Here is a 25,567-nt window from a genome sequence, read left to right as displayed (position 1 = left end):
ATTGGTCCAAAAATATTACTTTGCAAAAAGCGATATTTTCCAATTATGAACAATAAAAAGGAATTATTTAAACGATAATTCTATGAGTTACTGACAAATAAAGAGACAACCTCGGAGATAACAGTAATTTATACCTGTTTATCAGAATAAATGCCTGTTTACATCACCGGATTCGATTCGAATTGAACTTAACAGCGTTTACCCTGTTCTTAACACAAGAAGAATGTACAGAAATATTCCATATCATTCAATAATTCTTGTGGATTTAATTTATACTAAAAAATGAAAATAGCTATTATTGGAACTTACCCACCTAGGCAGTGCGGAATTGCAACGTTTTCACATGATCTTTATCACTCCCTGCCACGATCTTTAGCGAATGAACATCACATATTTGCGGTATCTGATGGTTCGGAATATGTGTTTCCTGAAGAAGTAACTTATATCATAGAGAAAGAAAATTTAGATAGTTATATTCAGGCGGCCGATGTCATCAACAATGCATTTGATGCCTGTATCATCCAACACGAGTACGGAATATTTGGCGGAGAAACAGGGAGCTACATTATTGACTTACTTCAAAACTTAAATGTACCCGTTCTTACCAACTTACATACCGTGCTGGAACATCCCCATCATAATGAATACCGTATTCTCCGTGAACTAGCGCAGTATAGCAGTAAAATCACGGTTATGACGAGTCGTGCCATCAATATGCTAGAGACAATATATCAAATTGATCGTAATCAGGTAAGTCTAATACCACACGGTGTTCCAAACTTCGATTGCGACCAAGAGATGGCAAAGAGAAAATTAGGATTTCAAAATAAAAAAGTCATGCTCAGTTTCGGCTTTTTAGGTAAAAGCAAAGGTTTTGAAACAGCGATTCAGGCAGTTTCTGAAATTGAGAATGACGACTTCGTTTATATTATATTAGGTTCAACACATCCAAATGTTTTAAAGCATGAAGGTGACGCGTACAGACATGATTTGATGGATATGGTCATGGCCCGTAATATTGGTCATAAAGTGCAATTTGTCAATCAATTTGCATCCGAAAAACTATTAAAGGAATATTTGAGCGCTTGCGATATTTATGTCACTCCTTACCCAAATGAAAACCAAATCAGCAGTGGAACACTGTCATTTGCACTGGGCGCTGGAGCGGCCTGTATTTCAACTCCATATTGGTATGCTAAAGACCTCTTAGCAGATGACCGTGGGTTATTCTTTCCTTTTAATGACGCACATGCACTTTCGTCAGTTGTCAATGATCTTTTAGATCAACCTGAGAAAATGCACTATTACAGAAACAATGCTTTAGAATATGGAAAACAAATGTCTTGGGCAAATGTAGGAAAGAAACAATTTCAGTTACTGAATGAGCTATGCACAGCATCGAAAACTTCAACAATTTGTTTCAATGACACTGTTCAGCAAAACAACATTACGAACATATTTCACAGCAATAAACGACTATCTTCATAATGAAACTACCACAATGATTTGTTTATATGAAAAATAAAGCTCTAAAAACAATAGCAAAAATTCCCAAAGAGAAATCTAATGATTTATCTCAGAACAAAGTGAAAAGCAATACCGGTACACCACCAAAAAAAGACACGAATCCGCTTCCGCCAAATCCAAATGAAGTGGACAATCACGACACGTAGTGCCATGACTATCATGGCACTACATTCCAATTATTGAGCTCAAAAATTTATTCTTTACCTTCAAACTTTTTGTACAGATCATAATCAAATGGAATACGCATCGTCAGATCTTTAGCTTCCCAAATATCGCCTTTTGACGGCTGATAAAAATCATACGCGGGCTTAAGAAAATTATCTCCATCAGGTGCTTCCTGCCAATCTTTCTTATCTCTATTATATAACAAAATCATACAGCTTACACAATTGTAATTGCCATCTGTATTTGGGTTATCGTAACACTTACCAACTTTTATATTGATCTTTTGATTAATAATGACGTCCGTTAATCGGCCATCAGTATGGCGGATCAACGCAGCCTGTGCATCTTCATGATCAGGTCTAATTTTAGCTTCAACAAGACGATCAAAATTTGCTTTTTTAATCTTTTCAAGTTCACTTGCAACAACTTCAGGTGCCACACGGTTCGTATCTAACGAGTAAATATCATCAGGAGAAACTACCGCAGCTACCTCAGTTTGAATATTACCGTCTGTTGGATTATTTGCTAATATTCTTTTATTTTCTTCATAATTTTCCCAATCAGCTTTTGAATAGGTTACATATTGCTGCGCTTTATAGAGCAATGTTTCATTTGGCGTGATATATATAAAATTACTAGCAATAAGCAATACGATTAATACAGCTACTGTTCCTAAAAGAATCATTTTGGTTTTGTTACTTTTCATTTAAATTTATCTTATGTTTTAATTATTTATATTACTGAGGTTTTTACACCTGCAATCGTAGTCTTATCCAATTGATTACAAACAGACCAATAAAACAGATCAGGATATAAAGCTGAATTTTATTTACTTTTCTTGTTCCAAATTTCCAAACACAGATTCTGTCAATCACAATGATGAGCAAAACAGGAATCAGTCCAAAAAAAATGTACATCGCGGCTAACTTATCTGGAGCAGAAACCCCCGTAGCTAATATAATCGCAATTAAAATTCCGATCAAAATCGATAATGCACTTAACGTAAAAAAGATCGTTATTTTATTTTTAAAAAAATCTTTCATTTTTCAATAGCTTTAATAAGCAGATTTTCGCAACGTTATTATGATACATAATAAGGCTTAAAAAAAAGTGTTCATTATTTTTTTTTAATTATTCCATTTTCATTTACATCATATTCTATACCTTCTGATACAAGTGTTACGCTACCATTTTCAAAACGACTTGGATAAGAAAAACGAGGTGGGCTAATTATTTTTTGATCAAAATCCATAATTCCCCATTTAGCGGTATTGTTACCATTACCTATAGGAATCAAAACTTGAAACATGATCAAGCCATTCTTGCCCATCATAAATAAATCATCATATTTTACCGGAACAATAATTTGACCAGTGGCATTGATGTAGCCCTTCTTATCATTTTTACTGACTTTTATCAATCCAAATTTTGTATCCATCGAATCGGCCGCATTATTCCCAAAATAGATATCATCAAATTGAGGGTTTACAATTTCAACACCATCGCTATTGACTATACCATAATTATTAAGGGAATCACTAACGACGAAAAAATCATTTTCCGTCCTAATGCGCATCGTTACACTGCTGTAAATAGGCTGTATAATAACTTTCCCACTCTTATCAATAAGACCCAGTCCCAAACTATTTCCATCTTTATCCAACTTACTGAATGTGGCATAAAGATCTTCTCCAAATGAAGAATAAGCATCATAATTCGGATCGCTGTTTTCCCATGCATTATCCTGCACATTATAATGTCCTGGCAATTGCACTATTTTAGATTTTCGCATGTCCTGCTTTTGTATCGTATTATTGGTACAGGCAGATAAAATCGTAAAGAAAAATAATAATAAATAGTTCATTTATATAATTTGAAAATGACACCATTAGCAATCTCGATGATGTTCAATTGTTACTATTACAAAAATACCTTAAACATCGACAATATTGTGATGGGTTTACAATTCGCTTAAGAGATCTTACAATCCGTGTTCGACTATTTTAAACGAAAAAACTAGTATATGATTTAGCTATGAAAATATTAATACTGAAAAGTACACTTCATACTCTTGCTAAAAATTTACTAATGACAACTGGCAGAATAACCATTAGTATTAAACAGCAAAGCGTTAGGATATGATCTTTACCATTATTTCCGAAGAAATAGATAACAAGTGCCAAAACGAGGATAGGACTAAAAATATAAATCTTATGAATGTAATATTGATTTTCTTTACTTAGATTTTGTTGAATAAACTCGTCTCTATTTAAAAGATTTGGATAATTAATTTTTACAAAATCGTAAATCTGTTCTAGATCAATTGTTGTTAGCGCTCTAGGTCGTATCAATAGATCATCTATTGCAATGGTCATATCTTTTCTTTTGAAAGAGATAGCGCTAATTTTTTCTGCAGCATACTTCTTTAAATAACTTCTAGGATCTAGTGCATAGCCTTTATAATCTGCATCATTCTCCGTTGATAAACAATGTAGCTCTCTGCTATCCAAATAGAAAATTTCAAAACTATCAAGTGCTTTATAAGTTTGATAACTCGATTTTATGAAAAATAAAAAAGTTAGAAAAATCGAAGAAAGGACGATCTGTAAAAATTCAATATCCTGCCATTCACTCAACAGATATATAGCAACAAAGGACAAGCCAATAAAGTAGAGAAAATAGTTGAACTTGACGAAGCTATGAACAACATATAGTACAGTTACTAAAGCAAGTCCGGAAAGTCCACTTTTCCAATCTATTATAATGCCAATGACTCCTAAAAGAGAAAACATAATGACAAAAATTAATGAAATGGCACTATTATTCTTTCCAAACTTTTTTTTCGAAATACTGATAGAATTATTTTTTTTACTCATTATCAATTGACTTCAAAATATCATCAATGTATGGTATCAAAGTATATAAGCAACAACCTGAATTTTTTAGCGCATAGCCTCAATTAAAAAGAAATTATTCCATGTACACATTGATCTATCTAGGACAAAGAGAAAGATTACATCGTCTATGAAGGTTTATATTATTTATGGATCTTTTTACTATTTTTCTCATTCCCCGTATTAGTTTGTTCGACCGGCAATGTCATTATAAGAGGTGCCACAACCTCCTTCATCTCTTCATCATCGACCTTCTTCAATACTTTTCCTTTATAACGATATGACTTTTCGATCTCAGTACAGCTACTGAAAAAGATAGTTGAATCGGAAAATACTAATTCTTCTCGTCCCTTCATAACCCTATCCATAAGATTCTGTTTAAGAAACTGACTCAAGATACGATCATCCTGATACACATTATCTTCATAATAGGCATCATTATCCGGGTCATCCTGCCGCATATACTGGTTAGTAAATTTGTCCAGACGATAGGTAGAAAGATCCCTTTCAAAAGTGCCATAATGCTTATTAACAAGCATAAAATCACGTGATTTAAACGATGTAAGATATTCATTTTTCATCATCATGATATCATTCCATTCTTGATCACTTTCCTGTTTCTTATAACCGTCTTCCCCTCCATAATTAGAAAGCTGGATCACCAATTGATTATCTTCATTCTTATATAACGCTCCGGAAAAATCTTCATATTCTCGTCGGGCTTTATTGTGTACGAGCACAAAATTATTAAAGCCTTTATCATTCTGATAATTCCATGAAGCTAGAGAATCGTCCTGACTATTTTCTGCGGCATATAAACTAATACTTCTCGGAAAAGTATTTTTTTCATATACAAATGGGCTACTAAAGCAGTTCGCATCGTCATTAAACACTTGCTGTACACTGTCTTTATCAAACTTGACATAGGTATTTCCATCTTCAAAACCTACAAAAGCCATTTTCGTTCCCGCGCCTAGAGATGGATCTTGGTGGGCATAGATCTCAAATAGATCTTGTTTATCCGTATAAAAAAGTAAGTAGTCCTTTTCAAAACCATAATGCCCAAAAACTGCTGTAGCATAGCCATAAAGCATAAAAGTACCATCTTCAAAAAGACAGATGCCGTCATTACTCCCGTACCGTCCACTGATTTCTTTATATCTTTCTTGATTTTCTCCCTGCGGAAGATAACCCTTCCGCTGTGCCGATACAGAAATTCCCATCATCATAACACATACCATTAAAGATGTCTTTATCATCATTTATATTTATTAATTGAAAAGTAATTCAACTGCCAGATATCTTTACCGCAGATCGGAAAGAAAATAGCATTGATAACAACAAACTTATCATTAATATTAACCTTTTCGAAATAGTATTATCAAAAAATTTATACACCTCCTATTCATGAAAATCTAAATAACAGCATAAAATCCTGATAATCATCTGACAACATTATATTAAGACACCCCTTGATCAGCGGGTTTGGCCGGAATTTCTTCCACCACACGCTCACGCTCCTTTTCTTCTACATAAACCGCATAGTCAGCAGGTTTAATCGGTATACCGTTTGCAATGGCATTTTCACGTGTGTAGACCGCACCAAAATACAAGATAGCAGCAGTATAGTATACCCATAATAATACTAATACAAGTGCACCTGCAGCACCATAGGTTGACTCAGTTCCGGAAGATTCTAAATATAATCCAATGGCATACCTACCGATAATAAATAATAAGGCTGTAAAAAGAGCTCCCGTGCGTACAGTCTTCCACTCGATCTTAACATCAGGCAATGTTCTGAATATGATTCCGAATAAAATAAATATAATTCCAAAGCTTAATGCAAAATTAACTGCATTCATAAAGAAAACTGTTATATCAGGGAAATAGACCTGCAATCGATCTGTAAAAGCTAGAATGATACCATTGACAACCAATGTGACCATTAATAAAAATCCAAGTCCAACAACTAGAGAGGAAGATAGCAATCGATCCGTAATCAACTTGAGCCAGCCTCGTTTTGGTTTTGCCCGAACATGCCATATCCTATTAATGGAATTTTGAATATCTCCAAATACAGTCGTAGCTCCAATTACCAAGGTGATAATACTAGCAATCAATGCAAAATTTGATTTACCTGATAGTTTCAGATTGCTGATCACTTCCTGAATTTGTCTGGCGGCGCTTGGACCAACCAAACCTCTCATTTCTGAAAACACTTTCCCTTGAATCGCATCCTCTCCAAAAAAGATCCCTGCAAGGGAAATCATAAGCACGAGAATCGGACCGATTGAAAATATAGTGTAATACGAAAGTGAGGCACTGTATTTAAGACAATCTTCATTCATAAATCCCGATACTGTCGATTTAAATATGTTTATGTATTTACTTATAAATCCTTTTTTTTTATTTTCCATAGTCCTGATCACTTTGTTAAACGCCTAGAAATCATTTTTTATAATTTATCTATAACACAATGTCGCTGTAACACTAAATTTGTGGCACAGGAGCATTGTTATAAATTAAACCTTCATTTTTTAATTCCGCCCAAAGTTGAGGGGGAATTACGGTATTCAAAGCCTCAACATTGGATCGTACTTGATCTGTAGTACTTGCACCAGGTATGATTGAAACGAAATCCTCACTTGCAAGCACAAATTGAAGGGCAATAGGGATAATTCCGACACCATGAGAAGCTCCTATTTGTGCAATACGCTCACGTTTTTCAATCATGCCCTTTGGTATAAAAGATTTGTAATTATATCGGTTTCTCCCAGCAATAAATCCTGAATTATATCCAGCACCAGAAACGAGCTTTACTCCACTTTTTTGCACAGCGGGTAGAAGGCGGTCGACAGCATCTTCATGTTCTAATATTGAATATTGAGTGGCAGACAGACAGATATCAGGGTCCGCTACTGCAAGACAGTCCAAAATAGGTTCAATTTTATTGACACCAAGTCCCCAGCCTTTTATTATACCTTGGTCACGGTAGTCCGATAATACTTTAAATGCGCCATCTGCTGCTTGTTTGAAGTAATAGTCATAGCGGTCACCAACTTGATCTTCAGACAGATCATGTACAAATACAATATCCAGATGATCAACGCCCATCCGCAGTAAGCTATCATCAATCGAACGCTTAGTTCCATCTGCAGTATAGTCATGTTCGAAATCAAATGGAAATGGTGCCTTCCACATGGTAGGCGGAACAGCTTCGGGTATCACTGGATCAAATAATCGACCAATTTTTGAAGAGAGGATATAGTCAGACCGATCTTGATCTTTTAAAAATTCTCCAAATCGCGCTTCACTTTTTGTTAGACCATACCAGGGAGACGTATCATAGTATCGAATACCCAGATCCCATGCCTTTTGCAGTATATCATATGACTGCTTATCTGATAATACTTCAAAACCAGTTCCTATAGCCACGCCACCTAAGCCCAAGCGATGTTTTTCATTAAATAAATTCTTCATATACAATTTTTATATCCTGCTTCCTATATAATAACCCAAAATCCATAAAAATGTTCCCTTTATGGAATCGGAAAATACCATTCCAAAAAACACAAACAGGAAAGTTGAAAACAAAAAAAGAAAGGCTTCCTAAGGCCTAAACCCAAGGAATGCCCTTCTTTTCACAAAATGGAAATTAATCCTGTTTAATTTTTATATGTTGATAAAGTTCCCTTTAGTCTTTTTCTCGCAATATGGATACGAGTTTTCACTGTTCCAATAGGAAGGTTAAGATGTTCAGCAATTTCATTATATTTATATCCTTCGTACAACATAGTAAAAGGTATATAGAACCCTTCATCCAATTCTCCCAATGCTTTCTGAATATCTTCCATCACAAATTTATCTTCTCCACCATTTCTTACCGAAGAATATTGCAAATGCGAAGTACTGATCTCTTCTTCTGTTGTAATAAAAGAACGACTTTTAGTTGTACGTCGATAATTATTAATAAAAGTATTGCGCATGATGGTATAAAGCCATGCTTTTAAATTAGATCCTTCTTGAAAATTACGGAAATAGCTTACCGCTTTTAACATGGTATCTTGCAAAAGATCATTGACCTCGTCATAATCATTTGTAAAACGCTTTGCAAAAACTTTGAGCTCATTTGTTTGCTCGATCACTTGGGTGTTAAATTCTGTCTTTGTCATAAAGGATAGTTTTTTATTGCTGTACTTGCGTACATCTTTGTTAACACTTAATCTAATTTTATCTAGCATGGATCATTTTAATATTCATGCATTGTTGATAACATTAAAGCAATCGCTGTGCTATATCCTTTAATATTTTTTCAAAAAAAAGAGTATTAATACCCCCTAAACCACAAGTTAAATCATCAACACTATTTTCAAACAATTAGAAATGTGTATTCAACCATTGAATTTATACGCAAGAGCGGGTATTTAACCCCAATGAAAGATCATAATTTTTCACATAAATGGTTAAATTTCTTTATGGTATTGCTATTCAACAAATAAACCGTCTACTTCTCTATACAATTTACTAAAAGTAAGACAAAAATTGGTATTTATAAATCTGAAAATATTCAAATATCAATTAAGTGTTCACGCTTTGACAATAGTTATAAGTTCGCTAAAGCTTCTTTAATATTACTAGGTGTGTCGAAAAAGGTTTTCCATGGATCCTCCACTTTCTTCAATCGCTCCGTTATAGTCTTTAAATTAAATTGTCTGATGTCCAAACCTTTCTTTACTTCCTCCCAATGTAAAGGCGTGCTGATAGTAGCACCAGGTTTAGGACGTATAGAATATGGAGCTGCGATGGTCTGTCCTCTTCTATTTTGTAAAAAATCAAGATAGATTAAACCCTTTCTTTTCTTAGGATCCCGGATAAGGCTTGTTGTATCAGGATGCTCCTCATGAATCATTTCTCCGATGAGCTGGATAAAATCGCGTACAACCTCATAAGTATACCGTTGTTTGACATACAAGTAGATATGTAATCCTGTCGAACCAGATGTTTTAATATAATCTGCAACTCCAACTTGTTGAAAAATTCGATGAGCAGTCAGCCCTATTTCAATTACCGAATCAAAATCTGCTCCATTTGGATCAATATCCAGAACTGCAAAATCCGGATTTTCAATCTTTTTATACGTCGATAGCCATGGATTTATCTCAATAGAGCCAAGATTTGCAATAAACAAGAGGGTTGCTCTATTATTGCACACTATATAATCGATATTTTTATCCGTATTTTCAGCATATATGGGCACGGTCTTTACCCAATCTGGAATTTGTTTTAAATCGACATCCTTTTGAAAAAAACTATCAGCTCCTATTCCATTAGGAAAACGATGAAGTGAAATTGGCTTATCTTTTAAGTAAGGCAATAGTAAATCACCATATTGTTCATAATATTCAAGCATTTCACCTTTCACATATCCTTCATCTGGCCAATATATTTTATCAAGATTAGTGAGTTTTACACGATGGCGGTTTATAGAAATTATCTTCTCTTTTACCCTTTCATTTCTGACCTCTTCCATGACGATCTCCTTAGCTTTTTTATCTGTACGTAATCCCTTGAAAACCGGGTGACGTAAATGATGGTCCATTGTCCACTCCGAATAATAAACTTCGCAGACGAGATCCGGCTTCACCCAAGTCACTTCCTTTTCCTTCGCAACAGATACATCTTGAGGAAACGGCTTCTTGCTTATTATAAGCCCTTTCAATTTATCCATTAATATTTCCAACAACTCATCACTAAATCCAGTACCACAGTTACCTAGATAGGTTAACTCCGAATTGTCATAACAACCCAAAACGAGAGCTCCAAAAGAAGAACGGTTTCCCTGCGGTTTTGTAAAACCGCAAATAACAGCTTCCTGGCTTTGTCGAATTTTAATCTTAAGCCATTGATTGCTTCGTTTTCCAGCATGATAAAAACTGGTAAGATCTTTGGCAATGACTCCTTCCCATCCCTTTCGTTCTGCTTGACGATAAATGGACATAGGCGTCCCTTTTAGTAAGTTAACCAACTCAATCATTTGACTTTTGAAACCTTTAAAAAACAAAGTCAATAGTTCTTTTCGCTCAGATAAAGGGTATTGACTTAAGTCATTTTCATCCAAATTCAAAATATCAAAGATATAATAATGCAGTTGATAGGAACTACCCAATGGTTCGCCTGTTGCCAACATCTGAAAATACGATTTACCTCTGCTATCTTCTATCACCACTTCCCCATCTAACCAAACATTCCTATTTAAAGCCATTAGCTCCTTCACAATGGAAGGAAATAGTTTGTTCATATTTTTTCCATTTCGGGAATAAAGAAAAATATGTTCATCCTTTTTTACTGCAATAATGCGAAAACCATCAAATTTCTTTTCAAATAACCAATCATTCCCTTCGGGCATAGCATCGGTTAGCTTGGCCAACATTGGCGACAGCTGAGTCAGCTCTGGTTCACTATTATTCGATGGCTTAGCTATTCGTTTTGACTTCTTCTTTGCTCCTACTTTTTTATATTCTAATCCTTCTTTTTTTATTTTTTCAGGAACTGCATCTTCAGCATTATAGGATACTTCGGTTGCATATTCATCTTTATGTTTAATGAGTAACCACGACTTACCTTCTTGATCGCCTTTTATTCTGACAAGAGCAAATTCTCCTTTGAGCTTATCTCCATGTAGGACAAATTTAATAGATCCATCCGCTAAACTACTTAAAAAAGTATCTTCATCTTGTCCATTTAAAGGCTCATAATACCCTTTATCAAAAACACTTACGGTACCAGCACCATAATTACCTTCCGGAATTGTTCCTTCAAAATTTGCGTAATCGACGGGATGATCTTCAACTTGAACAGCCAATCGCTTATCGGTAGGAAACAATGATGGTCCCTTTGGTACAGCCCAACTTTTTAGTACACCGGCTACTTCCAATCTAAAATCATAATGCAATCTACTGGCATGATGTCTTTGTACAACAAAGCGCAATTTTTTATCTCGTTTAATCTTTAACTTACCTTTAGGCTCTTCTGTACTTTCAAAATTACGTTTCTCGTGATATTGCTTTAGTGTATCCATGTTTTTAGTTATTGATGTACATGAAACCCTCGAAGGGCTCTATCCTGACTGAATGAAAAACTAGGTGACGATAAAGTGTTTCCTTTTATAATTATAACGCTTAAATGCATCATTTTGTTAGTTTTGGTGGACAACCTTTTGTCCTAACTTTAAAACATGAGTTATACCCTCTTTTCGATGGTCATTTTCAATCATTCTAAACTTCCATCACAATAGTCTTACATAAAAGCATGTCAGATTTTAACATTGAATACTTATATTTACGTGAAATCAATCTATTACAAAATGAACAAAATTTATATATCTTGCTGTGTCCTCAGCATGAGCCTAATTGGTTCTTTAAGTTATGCCCAAACGAAATTTCAACCGCAGGATACCGAGTTTTATACTCCAGTACTGCGTACGGTGACAACTACTGAGAACAAAGCCCCTTCTGACGCGATCGTTCTTTTTGACGGCTCCAATCTGAACCAATGGGTAAGTTCCAATAACGTAAAAGAGCAGGCACCCTGGAAAGTAAAAAATAACGTTTTAACGTCCACCCCAAAAACAGGGAATATCCAGACAAAAGAAAACTTTGAAGATTTCCAGCTTCATGTCGAATGGAAAAGTCCCGAAGTCATCAAAGGTGAAGGACAAGGAAGAGGAAACAGCGGTATCTTTTTGCAGGGTCAATATGAATTACAGGTCTTAGACAACAATAATAACCCAACCTATGTCAATGGACAAGCAGGATCGATCTATAAACAACAGCCACCCTTGGTCACAGCAACCAAACCAGCTGGACAATGGCATACTTACGACGTCTTGTATACCGCTCCACGATTTAATGCCGATGGTGTATTAATCAAAAAAGGCATCGTAACCGTTTTACACAATGGTGTTGTGGTACAATACAATACGCAGATCGAAGGAACTACAGAGTACATCGGATTACCAAAAACATTAGTTCACGGTCCAGGACCAATCGTATTGCAAGACCATGGCGATCTTGTTGACTTCCGCAATATCTGGATAAGACGTCTTTAATCAGTAAAAAAATTAAAATGGCCGAGTGAATTACACTAGGCCATTTTACATTCATATTTATAGCTTGTACCTACAAAACTGTTTTTACAGAATACAGACTACCTTAGTTTGTTCCTGAATAAGGGTTTTGATCAGCCTCTGAAAGTGCCGTATTATTGGCAATTTCCAATTGTGGTATTTGACAGAGCATACGGTAGTCATTAGAAGGAAAAGTTCCCGTTGGTGCCGGACTGCTTGCAACATAACCGTTCAAGTTCGTCACACCCCAAGTATAGTGCCCCTCTACATAAGTTGCTGTTTCCTGAATACGGACAAGTGGTTTTTGCAAACGCAATAAATCATAAATTCCAGTAACTCCCTCACATAACAGTTCCTTGCGTCTTTCCACATAAATAGCCTCTAGCAACGGAGTTCCAGAAGCGGCAACTGTCAAGCCTTTAACTCCACGAGCCGTTTGCAATCTATTTAAATAACCCAAACCCTCACCATTATTTAATTGAGCTGAAGCCTCAGCCATAATCAATAACATCTCAGATCCACGCATTAAAGAAACCTCAGGTCTCGTATTTCCCTGTTTAGCACCATTCGCATCACCATAATGTTTGTACTTATTATACGCCCATTTTGTCGACCATTCTTTAGAAGCATTTTTAGTACGTTTCCAAAATTGGTAACGATCTTCCGTTTTTTCAAACAGTTTTTCATATTGACCATCAGCAAAGAAATCCAAAAATGAGTAAATAGGCCCATCCGTATAACCCTCGCCATAGCTTTCATCCTGGTTATACCAGAAGTTAAATTGTGTTCCTCCACCTAGGTTATTAGTCGTTGTAAATGGAACTGCCCACATCACCTCAGCATAGTTGTTTGTAATCACATCATCAAATCCAGACTGATACTGTGTCTTGGTCATCAATTGACTATAATTTGTATAAGCAGTTTTCGCCTCTTGATAAGCACCTTGCCAATTGTTCATCACCGAATACACACGTGCCAACTGACCAGAAACCACATACTTATCAATGGTCCATTTATTAGGCTGTGTATAATTAGCTAATAACGATTTTGCATCCGTCAAATCTTTGACGATTTGCGCATAAGTCTGTTCCACAGTAGCTCGAGGTAAATTTTCACTTTCCTTAGGACTCAAACGCAAAATAACACCTGGTTTCTGCTTAGCCAACATATAAGTTTGCTGATAATTTTGAATCAGATGGAAATAGCAAAGACCACGAATCGCTTTTGCCTGACCCATAATCTGGTTTTTTAATGTCTCTTCCCCCTGCGCGGCAGGCAACGCTTCAATAATGATATTTGTTTGATTGATGATTTTATACATCATCGTCCAAATTCCATTAGATAAACCTGTCGTCTGTGTTTTTTGCGGTTCATAAGTATATGCTGTTACCTGATTGCCTCCCATATTGGTGTGACTCACAATATCAGCCCCCCCTAAATCAACATACATCTGCAAACCGGGTAAACCAGCATATACCCGATCCATTCCTTGATCATTGAAATACAATTGTCTATAAGTAGCAGTCAATACACGCTCCAATTGAGAAGCACTTGATAAAACAACATTCTCTGAAGTCGCTGTTGAAGAATTAGCATCAAGGAAATCCTTACAGCCTGTTTGCATTAAAACAACCGTTCCTAATGCAATATATTGTAAACTTTTAACGATATTTTTCATTTTCTATTCTTTCTTAAAATGACACTTGTAAACCAGCCATATACACTCTTCTTGAACCTTGGATTCCATTATCTTTATCTGCAGAACCATTATAATTATTACCAGATAAAGCCGTCTCCGGATCAGAATAGCGATTCTTAGCCGACCCAAACGTTAGTAAGTTGTCTCCAGAAACATACAGACGCACTTTAGAAAGCCCCAGTCTCGCCATTGTAGCTGTCGGCAGCGTATAACCTAGAGAAACATTTCGAAGTCTTAAGTAATCGTTATCAAACACATAGAAATCAGAATTTTTACGGGTACTCGCATAGTCATCATTCGAAAATTTAGGTAATAAAGCCTGATCACCAGGTTTGCGCCAATGGTCTTCTATTAGATCCTGGATTACACCAACACCACCACGTACTGCTGTACGCTCCACATAAGCATAATCAAACATTTTAGAACCTAGCGAATAGTACAACATGAAGGACATATCCAACCCTTTATAATTAAACGCATTGGTCAAAGAACCATACACTTTAGGAAGAGCAGACCCTATACGTTGATAATCATTCGAAGTGACATCCTTATCATAGTTTTCCGTCATTTTCCAATTTTCACCATCACGTATCCAGTAACGCATGTTTCCTGTTTCAGGATTAACACCTGCATTTTTCACCATATAAAATTCATACAAGGAATATCCCTCCGAAAGTTTATAACCAGCACCACGGTTGTTGTACGTAAATTCACCTCCTGGCAAATAAGTGATCTCATTCTTCAACGTCGAAAGATTCGCATCAATTTTCCATCTAAAGTTTTCATTACGGATCGCATCAGCACCCAATGAGAATTCAAAACCCGAATTTTTCAAATCACCTAAGTTTGTATTCAAACCATTCGCATTACCGACCTGTGCAGAAAGTGGAAACTCTTTGTAGTAAAGCAAATCAGAAGCAGTACGGGAGTAATACTCAATGGTACCGTAGATGTTTTTCAGAATACCAAAATCAAATGCAGCATTAAATTGCTTGTTCTTCTCCCAGATCAAAGCAGGCGTAGGAAATGCAGATGGTTTTAAACCCGCTTGACCATATAGATCACTTGCTTCATATACACCCTGGTAGGCATAGTAAATATCACCGGTTCCAACACCGTTATCTCCTCTACGGCTTAACTTATCATTACCGGTAGTACCATAACTGGAGCGGAAGGAAAAGTTATCTAACCAGCTCACATCCTTTAAGAAATCTTCCTTAGCGATCTGCCAGGAAAGTCCTGCGGAAAAGAAATTTCCCCAGCGGTTATCCGGATGAAAACGGGAAGATCCATCACGACGGAATGAACCGGATAAATAGTATTTACCGCTATAATTGTAATCTAACTTTCCAAAGTAAGATAATAAAGCAAAACGGTTTTTATTGGACTGCACCTGCCAGTTCTTTGTTGTCGAACTTAGTTCATATTGCCCCAATTGCATAATGCCTTCACCATAACCATAGTCGTAAAGACTGTTGTTGGTATACGATTCCTGACCGGCCAATGCAGAAAAATTATGATTACCAAAATCCTGATTCCAGCTTAAGATATTGTTAAACGTCACTGATTTAGTGTTCGTATTCGAGCGAGTCGCATTTCCACCATTAGTAAGCACCGTTACACCATAAGGAGCGAGCTGTCCTGCTCCATGAACTGCAGATCCGTACAAAAAGTTTTTAGAACTGTTATCGTCAATACTGAGGCTCGTTTTGAAACTCAAGTTATAAGGCAAGTTAACCTGAGCAAAGAAACGGGATGCCATCATCGTACGCATAAAATTATTAAAATCTTCATCATTGTCATTATTCCAATAATCACCATTATTCTGTAACACATTGGCTCCAAAGAAATTATTAACATAATCGCCATAATCGTACATGCGTTTACCTGTTTTTTCGGAGTAAACCCAATCTGTATTATCGCGATTACGTAAATAAGGTGAATACATCGATGTCGTAAACACTAAAGCACGTGCTGCACCAGAAACATTCTGTCTAGACCCACTGTAAGAAACATTTCCACCCACCTGTAACCATTTGTTGATTTGAGTCGTCACATTCGCACGGAAGCCATAACGCTTAAAGTACTGATTGGAAGCATATCCTTTATCATCTAGGTACGAAGATGAAAGGAAATAATTTGTCTTTCCATCACCAGCAGTTCCCGACACATCCATGCCATAATCCTGTCTTAGTTTTCTAGAAAAAACAGCCTTATACACATCATAATCTTCTTCATTCCAGATCATTTTCAAGTTTGGATTGATATAGGGATTACCCTTACCATCATGCAACACATAGTCTTCATTGATATGCTGAAAAGGAGAAACATATGTAGGTTCACCTTTCGAATTGGTCACCTGCTTAAGCAGTTTACTCAAGACATTGTCCGAAGCCCAATCCCCGGCCTTGTCCGATGTTAAGTTATATTTATAGAACTGATCATTGTACATGGCTTCCCAAGTATTCAGTAATTGTTCCTGCGGAGAAGCTTTTGTCGGATTTTTGACTGCATTGTCCGAAGTACCCCATGCCGATCTAAAATTCAATTGCGGTTTAGCTGTTTTTCCCTTTTTAGTTGTCACCACGACCACACCATTTGCTGCGCGCGACCCGTACAATGATGATGCTGCAGCATCTTTCAATACTGTAACCGACTCAATATCCGAAGGCGATATTGAATTCAGTTGTCCATCATAAGGCATGCCATCCACCACATATAGCGGATTAGAATTACCCGACATAGAACTGATACCACGAATTTGAATACGGGTGTCACCGCCCGGGTTACCTTCATTATTCACCACATTAACACCTGGACTCATCCCCTGCAATGCCTCTGCAAACCCCGATCCTGATATTTTCTCCAGCTGATCCGATTTCACCACCGAGGCAGATCCTGTAAAGGTTGATTTTTTAGCGGTACCGTAAGCAACTACAACAACTTCATCCAGATCATTTGATGTAGACTCCAGTTGCACATTCAAGGTACTTTCCCCTTTCCATTCAATTTCTTTAGATGCATAGCCGACATAGCTGATCACAATTTTTGATCCTGCAGGAATAGTCGCTAAAGTAAATCGACCTGAAGCATCCGTAAAAGTGGCGATCGATGTGCCCTTTACAGCAATAGATGCTCCTGAGATCGGACCAGTCGCATCTTTAACAACTCCAGAAATCTTAACTTGGTTGCTTTGATATTCAGACAGCGTACTGGCGATCGATTGGTTGAGACCACCAAATCCAAATACCATAGAAAAGGCTAAAACATGAAATAGTTTAGAATTTTTCATTTAATTTAGTTCGTTAATGTATGTTAGTGTGCATGATTCCAAGTGAACACGCAGAAACAAATAAATAAAATATTTTTAACAATAGGTGTTAATTGCGCAAAAAATTTAAAATCATTTACATAATCATTAACAAAAAAGCAACACAAACAGCATTTTCATTGAAATAAGTGCAATACAAAACTCATCACTATGAAGAGCTAAATGATAGAAAATGACCTTATTATATGATTATGAATCTGCCTGCATATACTATGCAAAATGAAAAAATTGGTAGGCTTAAAGAGAGTCATATGCTACCCATAAAAAATCAAAATGGATCAGCTATTGTAACATAAAGTTAATAAATACTTTACTTTTATTCCCTCGCCTCTCCTGTAAAACAATATACTTTTGTATCAAGATCAACCTTATTTGGTTGCTCGAACCGTACAGCCTACAACGTGGTAGCTGCCCAATGGAATAAACCTCTTCTGGAGTATTCCACATCATTTGCAAATAGCTGTAGAAAAATCTGTAACTTCGCAGGATTATGGGTTACGCAAAAGAAAGAAAAAAGCTTGAGAAGCTTTCTGAAAAAACAAATGAACTTCAACATTTTGATAGTGCAAATTTAGCTGTCATCACGGATATATTTGAACAATATTCACACACGATAAGAATACTGAAAAATAAAGATACCGCAACATTTAACGATCTTTATTTAAATGAACTGCAAGCTGTAAAGACAGCTAAGACAGCTTTAAAAGTATCTGAAGAAGTAGATCGTCAGATCCATTTCATGGCATATAAGGAAGTATTATTGGATGCGATTACGAAGACAATTCAAGCAACACTAGAGGTCGCTTAAAGTATGTCAGTCTATTTTGTAATAGACAAAAACATTAAAAAATAAGGGTTGTTCAATAATTGAACAACCCTTATTTTTTAAATCAATACCCTCATTATTCCACAGTAGCAAAAGCATCAATAATCTGCATTAACGTTACCGCTTCTTCAATGGAACTTGGATTAGATCCCATATCCTTAAAGAAATTAACTGTACTTGCAATCATAGGTAGCTGTATATTTTCGGGATGATCAAATGAAAATTCCTCCTCTCCACTTTCATTTTTCAAAACAACTTTATTACCAAAAATTGAAAATGTTAAGCTCCCCGTTTCTCCAACTATTTCGCAGCAATCCACGTTATCCGACGATGCTACATTAAAAGACCAGCTTCCATTAAAAACGATCGTGCTATCAAAAACAATTGTGCCTCTTGTTTGATCAGCAACAGCACTATCCGTAGATTGATTTAGGCTAAAACCATGATAAGACAAAGGCGTGCCAAAAAAATAGATCATCAGATCCAATTGATGTGGTGCAAGATCAAAGAAATAACCACCACCAGATATCGCAGGATCTGTCCGCCAATCAGCAGCTCCCTTAGTGACTAAAGCCGGAGAACGGCTCTGCCAAAGACGCAACTCCACCATCCGGACATTACCAATAAGACCATTATTGATCATTTCTTTAATTTTTAAAAATAGCGGAAGCTGTCTGCGATAATGAGCAACCACCAATTTACCTTGATATTTCTGAACAGCATTTGCCAAAATCGACACTTCACTGGCGTTAAGTGCCACAGGCTTTTCAACATAAACATACTTTCCGTGCTTCAATGCTAAAAGTGCGTATTCCAGATGCGAAGATGGAGGAGTTGCAATATAAATGGCATTAATTTCGGGATTGTTTAGTATTCCGTCAACATCAGCATACCAAAAAGGAACTCCATGCCTATGCGCATAATCAGCAGCTTTCTCAGCATCTCTACGCATAACAGCAAGCAGCTCACTACCCGGTACTTTATTAAATGCAGGTCCGCTCTTTTTTTCCGTTACATCACCACAGCCTATTATTCCCCATTTTATCTTAGTAGTTTCCATAAAATACGCTTAAAATTATCGGGCCATTACTTTTCTAAACAATGTTTTAATATGATCAATTTCTTCCTGATGGAGTGTCTTTTTTCGACAACCAAAATATAACGTATTTTTGAGTTTTTTATCTCCTTCCCACACCAGTTGGATCTGCCCGTTATCAATCTCAGTATTACATAAAAAATCAGGCACAACAGCCAGACCTCCACCTGCACTTAAACAGCGTACGATAGAATTCAGATTGGGGACAATATAATTAGGTCTAAAATCTGGTTTTTTACCAAAATTTAAGTTCCAAAAATTAAAAAGATGTTCCATATCGCCAGTTGTACCGTACCACTTCTGCTGTTTCAGCCAATCTTCAATAAAACCCTTATTTTTTGTTTTCAGGACTTCTTTAAAAGCGTCAATATCGACCTCTTTACCCCCTACAAGTACTATTTTTTCATATGAAAACGGTTCATGCTCAATATTGGCCGACACCCCCTTTTTAGGGGTGATGATCAAATCTAGAATACCTTTGTCCAGCTGATCAAGCATTTCGGGATACTCGCCGAAACTGATAATCAGATTAAAAGGCAGTGTTGAGACATATTGTTCCAAAGTAATCTGAAAAGTTTCAAAACACATGCCTACACTTATTGTCGGGATATGTTTCTCTGTTGAGCGCTGAAAGTTTTTCTCCACCTCCTCGAGTTTTGTTAAGGGCTCGACCAACGCATTATATAATACTTTTCCATGTTCTGTTGGGATCATTTTTCGACCTGTACGGTCAAACAACTTATTACCAACATAGGTTTCTAATGAACTTAAATGCAAACTAACACCCGGCTGTGAAATAAATAAGATTTCCGCAGCACCTGTTAATGTTCCTGTTTTATAGATCGCTTTAAAAGTGCGGTACCATTCCAAATTAACCATATTATCAAAAATATGATTTAAAAATACTAAAAGTATCATAAAAATAATACGTCTATAACAATAAAAAGATTATAAATGCTAGTATCGGTCATTTTCACTAGAACATAAACCGTTATTTTTCAGAATATTAAAAAGGTTCATTAATGCTCACCCTCCTAATTCCTATATAATCGTCTATATTAAGTTTGGTAAATCATGTACGGTATGATGTGAAAATACAAGTATCATAAATATAATACTTAATTATAATTTATACTATTTCTGTAATAACAAAAACCCCGATACCTTTGTAACAGTAAATTTAAAATAAAGCAAAATGAAATATCCACGATAGCCTAACAGCAATAAAAATAATCTGGATATTCCATATGCCCATTAAAAGAAAATTCATTTACATATGAAACATATATTAATTATCAACGCCGGACAATCATTCGCGCATTCAAGCGGACGGTTCAATAAAACAGTAACCGAAAATACAATCGCTTTTTTTGAAAAATTTGACTCCGTAGAAATCAAAGTAACCCATATTGCAGATGGTTACGATCATGACGAAGAAGTTCAGAAATTTGTTTGGGCAGATTACATTATTTACCACACTCCAATGTGGTGGTTCCAGGTACCAAATGCTTTTAAAAAGTATATTGACGAAGTGTTTACCGCAGGGCACCGTACAGGCATATACCACAGTGACGGCCGCCGCTCTGAAAACCCGGACATCAACTACGGAACTGGTGGTATGTTGCAGGGTCGCAAATATATGGTGACCAGCAGCTGGAATGCGCCAAAGACTGCCTTCACTTTACCCGGAGAGTTTTTCAATCAAACCAGTGTAGATGACGGTCCTTTATTTGGTTTTCATCGTATGAATGCATTTGCATCCCTTGAAAAATTAGAAAGCTTTCATTTCCATGATGTGGAAAAAAATGCGGACATATTACGTGATATGGAAGCCTACCAAAAACACCTTGACAAAGTATTTACCCCACAACTAACAGAAGCATTAGTATCATGAAAATACATTTAACAGCCATCATTAAAACAAAAGATGAACATAGAGCTGCAGTTCTTTCCGTACTGCAGCATATGGTAGAGCAAACCCGAAAAGAGGATGCCTGCGAACTATATAGCCTGCATCAAGGTATCGATGACAGCAACCTGTTCACCTTTTATGAAATATGGAAGAGCCAGCAAGGTTTAGATGCGCACAATCAGCAACCCTACATACAGGCATTTGGTGAACTTGTAGCAGATAAGCTTCAGGAAAAACCAATCATTCTTGCAACAACATTAATTTAAAAACAACCGCACAATGGAATATAGAAAATTAGGAAATACAGCATTAGAATTATCGGCCATCACGTATGGATCATTTGCCATTGGAGGCAATATGTGGGGCGGAAATGAAAAAAAAGATTCCATTGCTTCCGTACATGCATCACTTGATCACGGTGTGACAAGTATTGATACTGCACCTTTCTATGGATTTGGTCTCAGTGAAGAAATGATCGGCAAAGCCATTAAAGGAAAAGACCGATCAAAAATACAGTTACTGACCAAATTTGGTTTGGTCTGGGATGGAAGTAACCAGGGAAAAGGTGAATTTTTCTTTGATGCATCAGAGAACGGTAAAACAATACCGGTATATAAATTTGCATCTAAAGCCAATATCATTAAAGAGCTGGAAGAAAGTTTGAAACGTTTGGGTACCGACTACATCGATCTGTTGCAGATCCATTGGCCGGACTCGACTACCGCTATCAGCGAGACGATGGAGGCTTTAGAAGTTCTGATCCAGCAAGGAAAAATCCGTGCAGCGGGCGTTTGTAACTACAGCGTTGATCAATTAAAAGAAGCATCGGCAACACTTACCCTAGCCAGCAATCAGGTTTCATACAGCATGCTCAACCGCAGTATTGAACAGGATCTAGTGCCTTATGCATTGGAAAACCAAACCGGCATTATCGCCTACAGCCCGATGGAAAGAGGACTACTGACCGGAAAATACTTCACAGAAAACACCTTAAAACAAGATGACCACCGCAACGGTTATTTCTCACAGTTTGATCTCGAAAAAGTAAAAAGCCTGATCGCAACACTTGCCCCTATTGCACAAAACAAGGGAGTTACCGTAGCACAATTGGTCCTTCGCTGGACAACATTGCAACCAGGCATAACTGTGGTATTGGCAGGCGCCAGAAATGCGTCACAATCGATAGCCAATGCACAGGCAATGGATATCAATTTTACTGCTGAGGAACTTATTTTAATAAATAACGAACTATCAAAATTATAAGTTTTATAAGATTATTATCCCTTAGAAATGAAATGTATTCAATGACTCGCTTTAATACATGCATTTTTAAACAAACAAGACCAGAAGTTAAAACTTCTGGTCTTGTTTTCCATTCTAAATTAAGTTACTTATATCTCAATGGTTTATAGACAACTCTAAAACAGTATTTACTTTAAATTTACAAAGCTTGTACTGCCTTTATGATGAAATCTGCAATCTCTTTAGGATGGGAAGCCATAGAAGCATGGCTGGCATCAAGACCAATTACCTCTTTTGCCTTTATCCTTTCGGCCATTTCCTTTTGTGTTTCAGGTGGAATCATATGATCGTTATTGGAAATCTGATACCAACTCGGTTTTACTTTCCAAGCGGGTTCATCAGCCTCAGCGCCAAAAATACTGCCATGAGTAGGTTTCTGAGACAAAGCCATTACCATTGATTCTATAGGATCAAGATCCTGTGAAAAACTCTCATGATACTTGTCATACTTGATCCAAAGAAAACCCTTCGCATCAGGGACAATATTAGCAGCACCGCTGGGCTGCTCTCTACGTGAAAAAATACCTCCTAAACTTTCACCCTTGTCCGGAGCAAATGCCGCAACATAAACTAGTCCCGCTACATTCTCATGATGACCAGCCCCTGAAATCACAGCGCCACCATAAGAATGTCCAACAAGTAGCACCTTACCTTCTTCTTTATCAATAAGATCGATCGTTCTTTCAATATCAGCGGCCATGGAGGTTAAAGGATTCTGCACGCTTCTAACCTTATATCCTGCCTCATATAAGATTTTTGTTACTTTACTCCAATGTGATCCATCTCCCCAGGCTCCATGTACCAAGACAATTGTTATATCATTCTTTTCCATACTATTATATTTATTTTACAAAATTCAAATAACATCTTTATAAATAAATAATCACACTTTTTTGTTTGTCATAAAATAAAATATATCAAAAAGGCATTCACAAGCTGTTTCAATAAATTCCCTAGGATGTTAAAAGAATTTATCCGTCATTAATTTAAAGTTGAATGTATAGGTAAGGAAAAAACTTATCAAAATATGTAACTTAGTACTTTTTACAATATTTAGCCAAGTAATTTTCATCGAGTTATTTTCTTGTTATAAACATATAATATCTTTTACTTTTCATCAACGCTACATTACTATGAATTTCAAACAAAAAATACTACATACTTTATATCCCCTAATCAAAAAACTTTCCAGATCCGGAAAAATGGGAACAATATTGCATGCTCCTTCTGGCAAAACTGCACTACAGTCTTTTTACCAGTTAACAGCAGTAAAAAGCAATGGTATGACAATAGACTTCTCAGATTTTAAGGGAAAGAAAGTAATCCTTGTCAATACCGCTTCTGATTGCGGTTACACACGTCAATATGAGGAATTACAAGCGCTATATCAGAAAATGGGCAACCGCATTGCTATCATCGCTTTTCCTTCCAATGATTTTGGAGAGCAAGAAAAAGGCACAGACAAAAATATTGAGCAATTTTGTCAGGTAAACTTCGGAGTCACCTTTCCTGTTGCAAAAAAAAACATAGTGATCAAATCTAATGAACAGCATCCTGTATTCCAATGGTTAACTCAAGCTTCACAAAATGGATGGAATGATCATGCACCCGATTGGAATTTCAGCAAATATATAGTCAATGAAAACGGTAATCTAAGTCATTATTTTGCGTCGAGCATATCTCCTTTGGATCCAGTATTTTTAAAAGCATTGGAAAGTTAAAATTTTATTAAAACATCGATTATGTTTTAGTGGCCAGAGATTTTACTAGGTATTTGTCTCAAAATCTATTTAAAATTTTTCATTAAATTCATCGCATAAAAATGATTCGACTGATGAAAACAGCTATAATATATTTTAAGATTATAATTTTCTATCTTTTTACGCTCATTGTATTTGCCCTAGCTTCTGGTGTAACAAAAAATAGCACCAACCCTGACCTATTTTCACTAGGACTTGCCGCTACACTTACCTTCATAATTGCTTACCTCTTTACGTACTGGGATAAAATTAGTTTAACAAAAATCGGAATCCAATATAATCAGAAAAGTATAACTGAATTTGGAATAGGTATTTTGCTAAGTGTTCTGATGGTAATGACGATGACAGCACTACTGACATATTTTACTGATGTTACATTCGTAAAATCACGATCTTTTAATTACAAACTTCTTACCGCTAATATATTTTTATATTTTTTTGTATCCTGTCGTGAAGAGCTCGCTTTTAGAACATACCTTTTATGGCGATTGCGCGACAATTTAAGACCATGGCTAGCATTATCAATTGTTATATCAGTTTTTATCGGAGAACATATTTTAACAGGCACTAATTTAAAAATGGCAATATTTGGATCTGGATTGGGAGCAATTTTGTTCGGTTTAGCTTCTTTAAGAACAAAAAATATTGTCTTACCATTAGGACTCCATTTTGGATGGAATACCGCTCATTGGTTAATGGGATATAAAAACAATACTGGTTTATTTCATGAAACTGTACCTTTAGGATTCGAACAACAGGCAGAATCTACCGCACTCATTGCCTACACAATTACAATGATTTTAGGCATTGGAATTATTTTATTACTATTTCCACAATCTCAAAATAGCAAAAAAATATAACAGATTTTTATCCACAAAGTACGATTTCCATTAATTTTATTTTAGCCTCATCATAAATAAAATTAAT

General features: G+C 36.2%; 23 protein-coding genes. 9 read left to right on the top strand and 14 right to left on the bottom strand.

What is annotated here, in order from left to right; all coding sequences use genetic code 11:
• The first annotated feature begins 282 nt into the window (after window positions 1–282).
• Window positions 283–1,488, top strand: a complete 1,206-nt coding sequence (locus FHR29_RS02970) for a glycosyltransferase family 4 protein (protein WP_183912191.1) — start codon at window positions 283–285, stop codon at window positions 1,486–1,488.
• Between the two features lie 26 nt (window positions 1,489–1,514).
• Window positions 1,515–1,673 carry a hypothetical protein gene (locus tag FHR29_RS02965; protein ID WP_165902415.1) on the top strand — a complete coding sequence of 53 codons (159 nt, stop codon included), beginning with the start codon at window positions 1,515–1,517 and terminating at the stop codon, window positions 1,671–1,673.
• Window positions 1,674–1,720: 47 nt separating this feature from the next.
• Here the strand turns inward: FHR29_RS02965 and FHR29_RS02960 are convergent, their stop codons facing one another.
• From FHR29_RS02960 to ligD, 9 genes are all read right to left on the bottom strand, one after another.
• A complete protein-coding gene (locus FHR29_RS02960) occupies window positions 1,721–2,398 on the bottom strand; it encodes a hypothetical protein (protein WP_183912189.1) in 678 nt (225 codons plus the stop codon).
• Window positions 2,399–2,441: 43 nt separating this feature from the next.
• Window positions 2,442–2,735, bottom strand: coding sequence for a hypothetical protein (locus tag FHR29_RS02955; protein WP_132773818.1), 294 nt, complete (start codon window positions 2,733–2,735; stop codon window positions 2,442–2,444).
• A 74-nt stretch (window positions 2,736–2,809) separates the two neighbouring features.
• Window positions 2,810–3,556, bottom strand: coding sequence for a WG repeat-containing protein (locus tag FHR29_RS02950; RefSeq protein WP_183912187.1), 747 nt, complete (start codon window positions 3,554–3,556; stop codon window positions 2,810–2,812).
• A 199-nt stretch (window positions 3,557–3,755) separates the two neighbouring features.
• Window positions 3,756–4,568 (bottom strand): hypothetical protein, encoded by an 813-nt coding sequence (locus FHR29_RS02945; protein ID WP_183912185.1) that lies wholly within the window; start codon window positions 4,566–4,568, stop codon window positions 3,756–3,758.
• 161 nt (window positions 4,569–4,729) lie between these two features.
• Window positions 4,730–5,848, bottom strand: coding sequence for a hypothetical protein (locus FHR29_RS02940; RefSeq protein WP_183912183.1), 1,119 nt, complete (start codon window positions 5,846–5,848; stop codon window positions 4,730–4,732).
• A 198-nt stretch (window positions 5,849–6,046) separates the two neighbouring features.
• A complete protein-coding gene (locus tag FHR29_RS02935; RefSeq protein ID WP_168126924.1) occupies window positions 6,047–7,006 on the bottom strand; it encodes a YihY/virulence factor BrkB family protein in 960 nt (319 codons plus the stop codon).
• 73 nt (window positions 7,007–7,079) lie between these two features.
• Entirely contained in the window at window positions 7,080–8,069 is a 990-nt protein-coding gene (locus FHR29_RS02930; RefSeq protein ID WP_168126925.1) for an aldo/keto reductase, read from the bottom strand.
• 185 nt (window positions 8,070–8,254) lie between these two features.
• Window positions 8,255–8,761, bottom strand: a complete 507-nt coding sequence (locus FHR29_RS02925; protein ID WP_168126926.1) for an RNA polymerase sigma factor — start codon at window positions 8,759–8,761, stop codon at window positions 8,255–8,257.
• A 431-nt stretch (window positions 8,762–9,192) separates the two neighbouring features.
• On the bottom strand, window positions 9,193–11,667 hold the full coding sequence (gene ligD / locus FHR29_RS02920) for a DNA ligase D (protein WP_183912181.1): 2,475 nt from the start codon (window positions 11,665–11,667) through the stop codon (window positions 9,193–9,195).
• Between the two features lie 285 nt (window positions 11,668–11,952).
• On the opposite strand from ligD, the gene FHR29_RS02915 reads away from it, so the two are divergent.
• The gene (locus tag FHR29_RS02915; protein WP_132842368.1) at window positions 11,953–12,696 is read left to right on the top strand and encodes a DUF1080 domain-containing protein; all 744 of its coding nucleotides are present in this window, start codon (window positions 11,953–11,955) and stop codon (window positions 12,694–12,696) included.
• Window positions 12,697–12,799: 103 nt separating this feature from the next.
• On the opposite strand, the gene FHR29_RS02910 is transcribed toward FHR29_RS02915, so the two are convergent.
• Both FHR29_RS02910 and FHR29_RS02905 read right to left on the bottom strand, forming a co-directional pair.
• The gene (locus FHR29_RS02910; protein WP_183912179.1) at window positions 12,800–14,392 is read right to left on the bottom strand and encodes a RagB/SusD family nutrient uptake outer membrane protein; all 1,593 of its coding nucleotides are present in this window, start codon (window positions 14,390–14,392) and stop codon (window positions 12,800–12,802) included.
• Between the two features lie 13 nt (window positions 14,393–14,405).
• Window positions 14,406–17,705 carry a SusC/RagA family TonB-linked outer membrane protein gene (locus FHR29_RS02905; protein WP_183912177.1) on the bottom strand — a complete coding sequence of 1,100 codons (3,300 nt, stop codon included), beginning with the start codon at window positions 17,703–17,705 and terminating at the stop codon, window positions 14,406–14,408.
• 529 nt (window positions 17,706–18,234) lie between these two features.
• Here FHR29_RS02905 and FHR29_RS02900 point away from each other — a divergent pair.
• Window positions 18,235–18,552, top strand: a complete 318-nt coding sequence (locus FHR29_RS02900) for a hypothetical protein (RefSeq protein ID WP_132842363.1) — start codon at window positions 18,235–18,237, stop codon at window positions 18,550–18,552.
• 94 nt (window positions 18,553–18,646) lie between these two features.
• On the opposite strand, the gene FHR29_RS02895 is transcribed toward FHR29_RS02900, so the two are convergent.
• Complete coding sequence (locus tag FHR29_RS02895; protein WP_132842362.1) at window positions 18,647–19,630, bottom strand: Gfo/Idh/MocA family protein; 984 nt, start codon at window positions 19,628–19,630, stop codon at window positions 18,647–18,649.
• Between the two features lie 15 nt (window positions 19,631–19,645).
• Complete coding sequence (locus FHR29_RS02890) at window positions 19,646–20,584, bottom strand: LysR family transcriptional regulator (RefSeq protein WP_311732290.1); 939 nt, start codon at window positions 20,582–20,584, stop codon at window positions 19,646–19,648.
• A gap of 358 nt (window positions 20,585–20,942) precedes the next feature.
• Here FHR29_RS02890 and FHR29_RS02885 point away from each other — a divergent pair, with 358 nt between their 5' ends.
• Genes FHR29_RS02885 through FHR29_RS02875 form a run of 3 tightly spaced genes read left to right on the top strand, consistent with a single transcriptional unit; the run spans window position 20,943 to window position 22,841 of the window.
• Window positions 20,943–21,560, top strand: a complete 618-nt coding sequence (locus tag FHR29_RS02885; protein WP_132842360.1) for an NAD(P)H-dependent oxidoreductase — start codon at window positions 20,943–20,945, stop codon at window positions 21,558–21,560.
• Window positions 21,557–21,844, top strand: coding sequence for a putative quinol monooxygenase (locus FHR29_RS02880; protein WP_168126932.1), 288 nt, complete (start codon window positions 21,557–21,559; stop codon window positions 21,842–21,844). Before FHR29_RS02885 ends, FHR29_RS02880 begins: the two co-directional genes overlap by 4 nt.
• Before the next feature lie 13 nt (window positions 21,845–21,857).
• The gene (locus tag FHR29_RS02875) at window positions 21,858–22,841 is read left to right on the top strand and encodes an aldo/keto reductase (RefSeq protein ID WP_183912175.1); all 984 of its coding nucleotides are present in this window, start codon (window positions 21,858–21,860) and stop codon (window positions 22,839–22,841) included.
• 178 nt (window positions 22,842–23,019) lie between these two features.
• Here the strand turns inward: FHR29_RS02875 and FHR29_RS02870 are convergent, their stop codons facing one another.
• Entirely contained in the window at window positions 23,020–23,712 is a 693-nt protein-coding gene (locus tag FHR29_RS02870) for an alpha/beta hydrolase (RefSeq protein WP_183912173.1), read from the bottom strand.
• 370 nt (window positions 23,713–24,082) lie between these two features.
• Between FHR29_RS02870 and FHR29_RS02865 the strand changes: the two genes are divergently transcribed.
• Window positions 24,083–24,601: a glutathione peroxidase gene (locus FHR29_RS02865; RefSeq protein ID WP_221197789.1), complete on the top strand. Its 519-nt coding sequence runs from the start codon at window positions 24,083–24,085 to the stop codon at window positions 24,599–24,601.
• Between the two features lie 113 nt (window positions 24,602–24,714).
• On the top strand, window positions 24,715–25,500 hold the full coding sequence (locus FHR29_RS02860) for a CPBP family intramembrane glutamic endopeptidase (protein WP_183912171.1): 786 nt from the start codon (window positions 24,715–24,717) through the stop codon (window positions 25,498–25,500).
• The last annotated feature ends 67 nt before the right edge of the window (window positions 25,501–25,567 follow it).

Source organism: Sphingobacterium sp. JUb56, assembly GCF_014191365.1.
In the GTDB taxonomy this organism is placed as follows: domain Bacteria; phylum Bacteroidota; class Bacteroidia; order Sphingobacteriales; family Sphingobacteriaceae; genus Sphingobacterium; species Sphingobacterium anhuiense.
Note: the sequence above shows the minus strand (reverse complement) of the source record. Positions and strands in the feature narration are given on the sequence as shown.

Excerpts from the sequence above, each read along its gene's own strand:
- FHR29_RS02970 (WP_183912191.1), top strand. The coding sequence starts at position 283 with ATGAAAATAGCTATTATTGGAACTTACCCACCTAGGCAGTGCGGAATT.
- FHR29_RS02965 (WP_165902415.1), top strand. The coding sequence starts at position 1,515 with ATGAAAAATAAAGCTCTAAAAACAATAGCAAAAATTCCCAAAGAGAAA.
- FHR29_RS02960 (WP_183912189.1), bottom strand. The coding sequence starts at position 2,398 with ATGAAAAGTAACAAAACCAAAATGATTCTTTTAGGAACAGTAGCTGTA.
- FHR29_RS02955 (WP_132773818.1), bottom strand. The coding sequence starts at position 2,735 with ATGAAAGATTTTTTTAAAAATAAAATAACGATCTTTTTTACGTTAAGT.
- FHR29_RS02950 (WP_183912187.1), bottom strand. The coding sequence starts at position 3,556 with ATGAACTATTTATTATTATTTTTCTTTACGATTTTATCTGCCTGTACC.
- FHR29_RS02945 (WP_183912185.1), bottom strand. The coding sequence starts at position 4,568 with ATGAGTAAAAAAAATAATTCTATCAGTATTTCGAAAAAAAAGTTTGGA.
- FHR29_RS02940 (WP_183912183.1), bottom strand. The coding sequence starts at position 5,848 with ATGATGATAAAGACATCTTTAATGGTATGTGTTATGATGATGGGAATT.
- FHR29_RS02935 (WP_168126924.1), bottom strand. The coding sequence starts at position 7,006 with ATGGAAAATAAAAAAAAAGGATTTATAAGTAAATACATAAACATATTT.
- FHR29_RS02930 (WP_168126925.1), bottom strand. The coding sequence starts at position 8,069 with ATGAAGAATTTATTTAATGAAAAACATCGCTTGGGCTTAGGTGGCGTG.
- FHR29_RS02925 (WP_168126926.1), bottom strand. The coding sequence starts at position 8,761 with ATGACAAAGACAGAATTTAACACCCAAGTGATCGAGCAAACAAATGAG.
- ligD (WP_183912181.1), bottom strand. The coding sequence starts at position 11,667 with ATGGATACACTAAAGCAATATCACGAGAAACGTAATTTTGAAAGTACA.
- FHR29_RS02915 (WP_132842368.1), top strand. The coding sequence starts at position 11,953 with ATGAACAAAATTTATATATCTTGCTGTGTCCTCAGCATGAGCCTAATT.
- FHR29_RS02910 (WP_183912179.1), bottom strand. The coding sequence starts at position 14,392 with ATGAAAAATATCGTTAAAAGTTTACAATATATTGCATTAGGAACGGTT.
- FHR29_RS02905 (WP_183912177.1), bottom strand. The coding sequence starts at position 17,705 with ATGAAAAATTCTAAACTATTTCATGTTTTAGCCTTTTCTATGGTATTT.
- FHR29_RS02900 (WP_132842363.1), top strand. The coding sequence starts at position 18,235 with ATGGGTTACGCAAAAGAAAGAAAAAAGCTTGAGAAGCTTTCTGAAAAA.
- FHR29_RS02895 (WP_132842362.1), bottom strand. The coding sequence starts at position 19,630 with ATGGAAACTACTAAGATAAAATGGGGAATAATAGGCTGTGGTGATGTA.
- FHR29_RS02890 (WP_311732290.1), bottom strand. The coding sequence starts at position 20,584 with ATGATACTTTTAGTATTTTTAAATCATATTTTTGATAATATGGTTAAT.
- FHR29_RS02885 (WP_132842360.1), top strand. The coding sequence starts at position 20,943 with ATGAAACATATATTAATTATCAACGCCGGACAATCATTCGCGCATTCA.
- FHR29_RS02880 (WP_168126932.1), top strand. The coding sequence starts at position 21,557 with ATGAAAATACATTTAACAGCCATCATTAAAACAAAAGATGAACATAGA.
- FHR29_RS02875 (WP_183912175.1), top strand. The coding sequence starts at position 21,858 with ATGGAATATAGAAAATTAGGAAATACAGCATTAGAATTATCGGCCATC.
- FHR29_RS02870 (WP_183912173.1), bottom strand. The coding sequence starts at position 23,712 with ATGGAAAAGAATGATATAACAATTGTCTTGGTACATGGAGCCTGGGGA.
- FHR29_RS02865 (WP_221197789.1), top strand. The coding sequence starts at position 24,083 with ATGGGAACAATATTGCATGCTCCTTCTGGCAAAACTGCACTACAGTCT.
- FHR29_RS02860 (WP_183912171.1), top strand. The coding sequence starts at position 24,715 with ATGAAAACAGCTATAATATATTTTAAGATTATAATTTTCTATCTTTTT.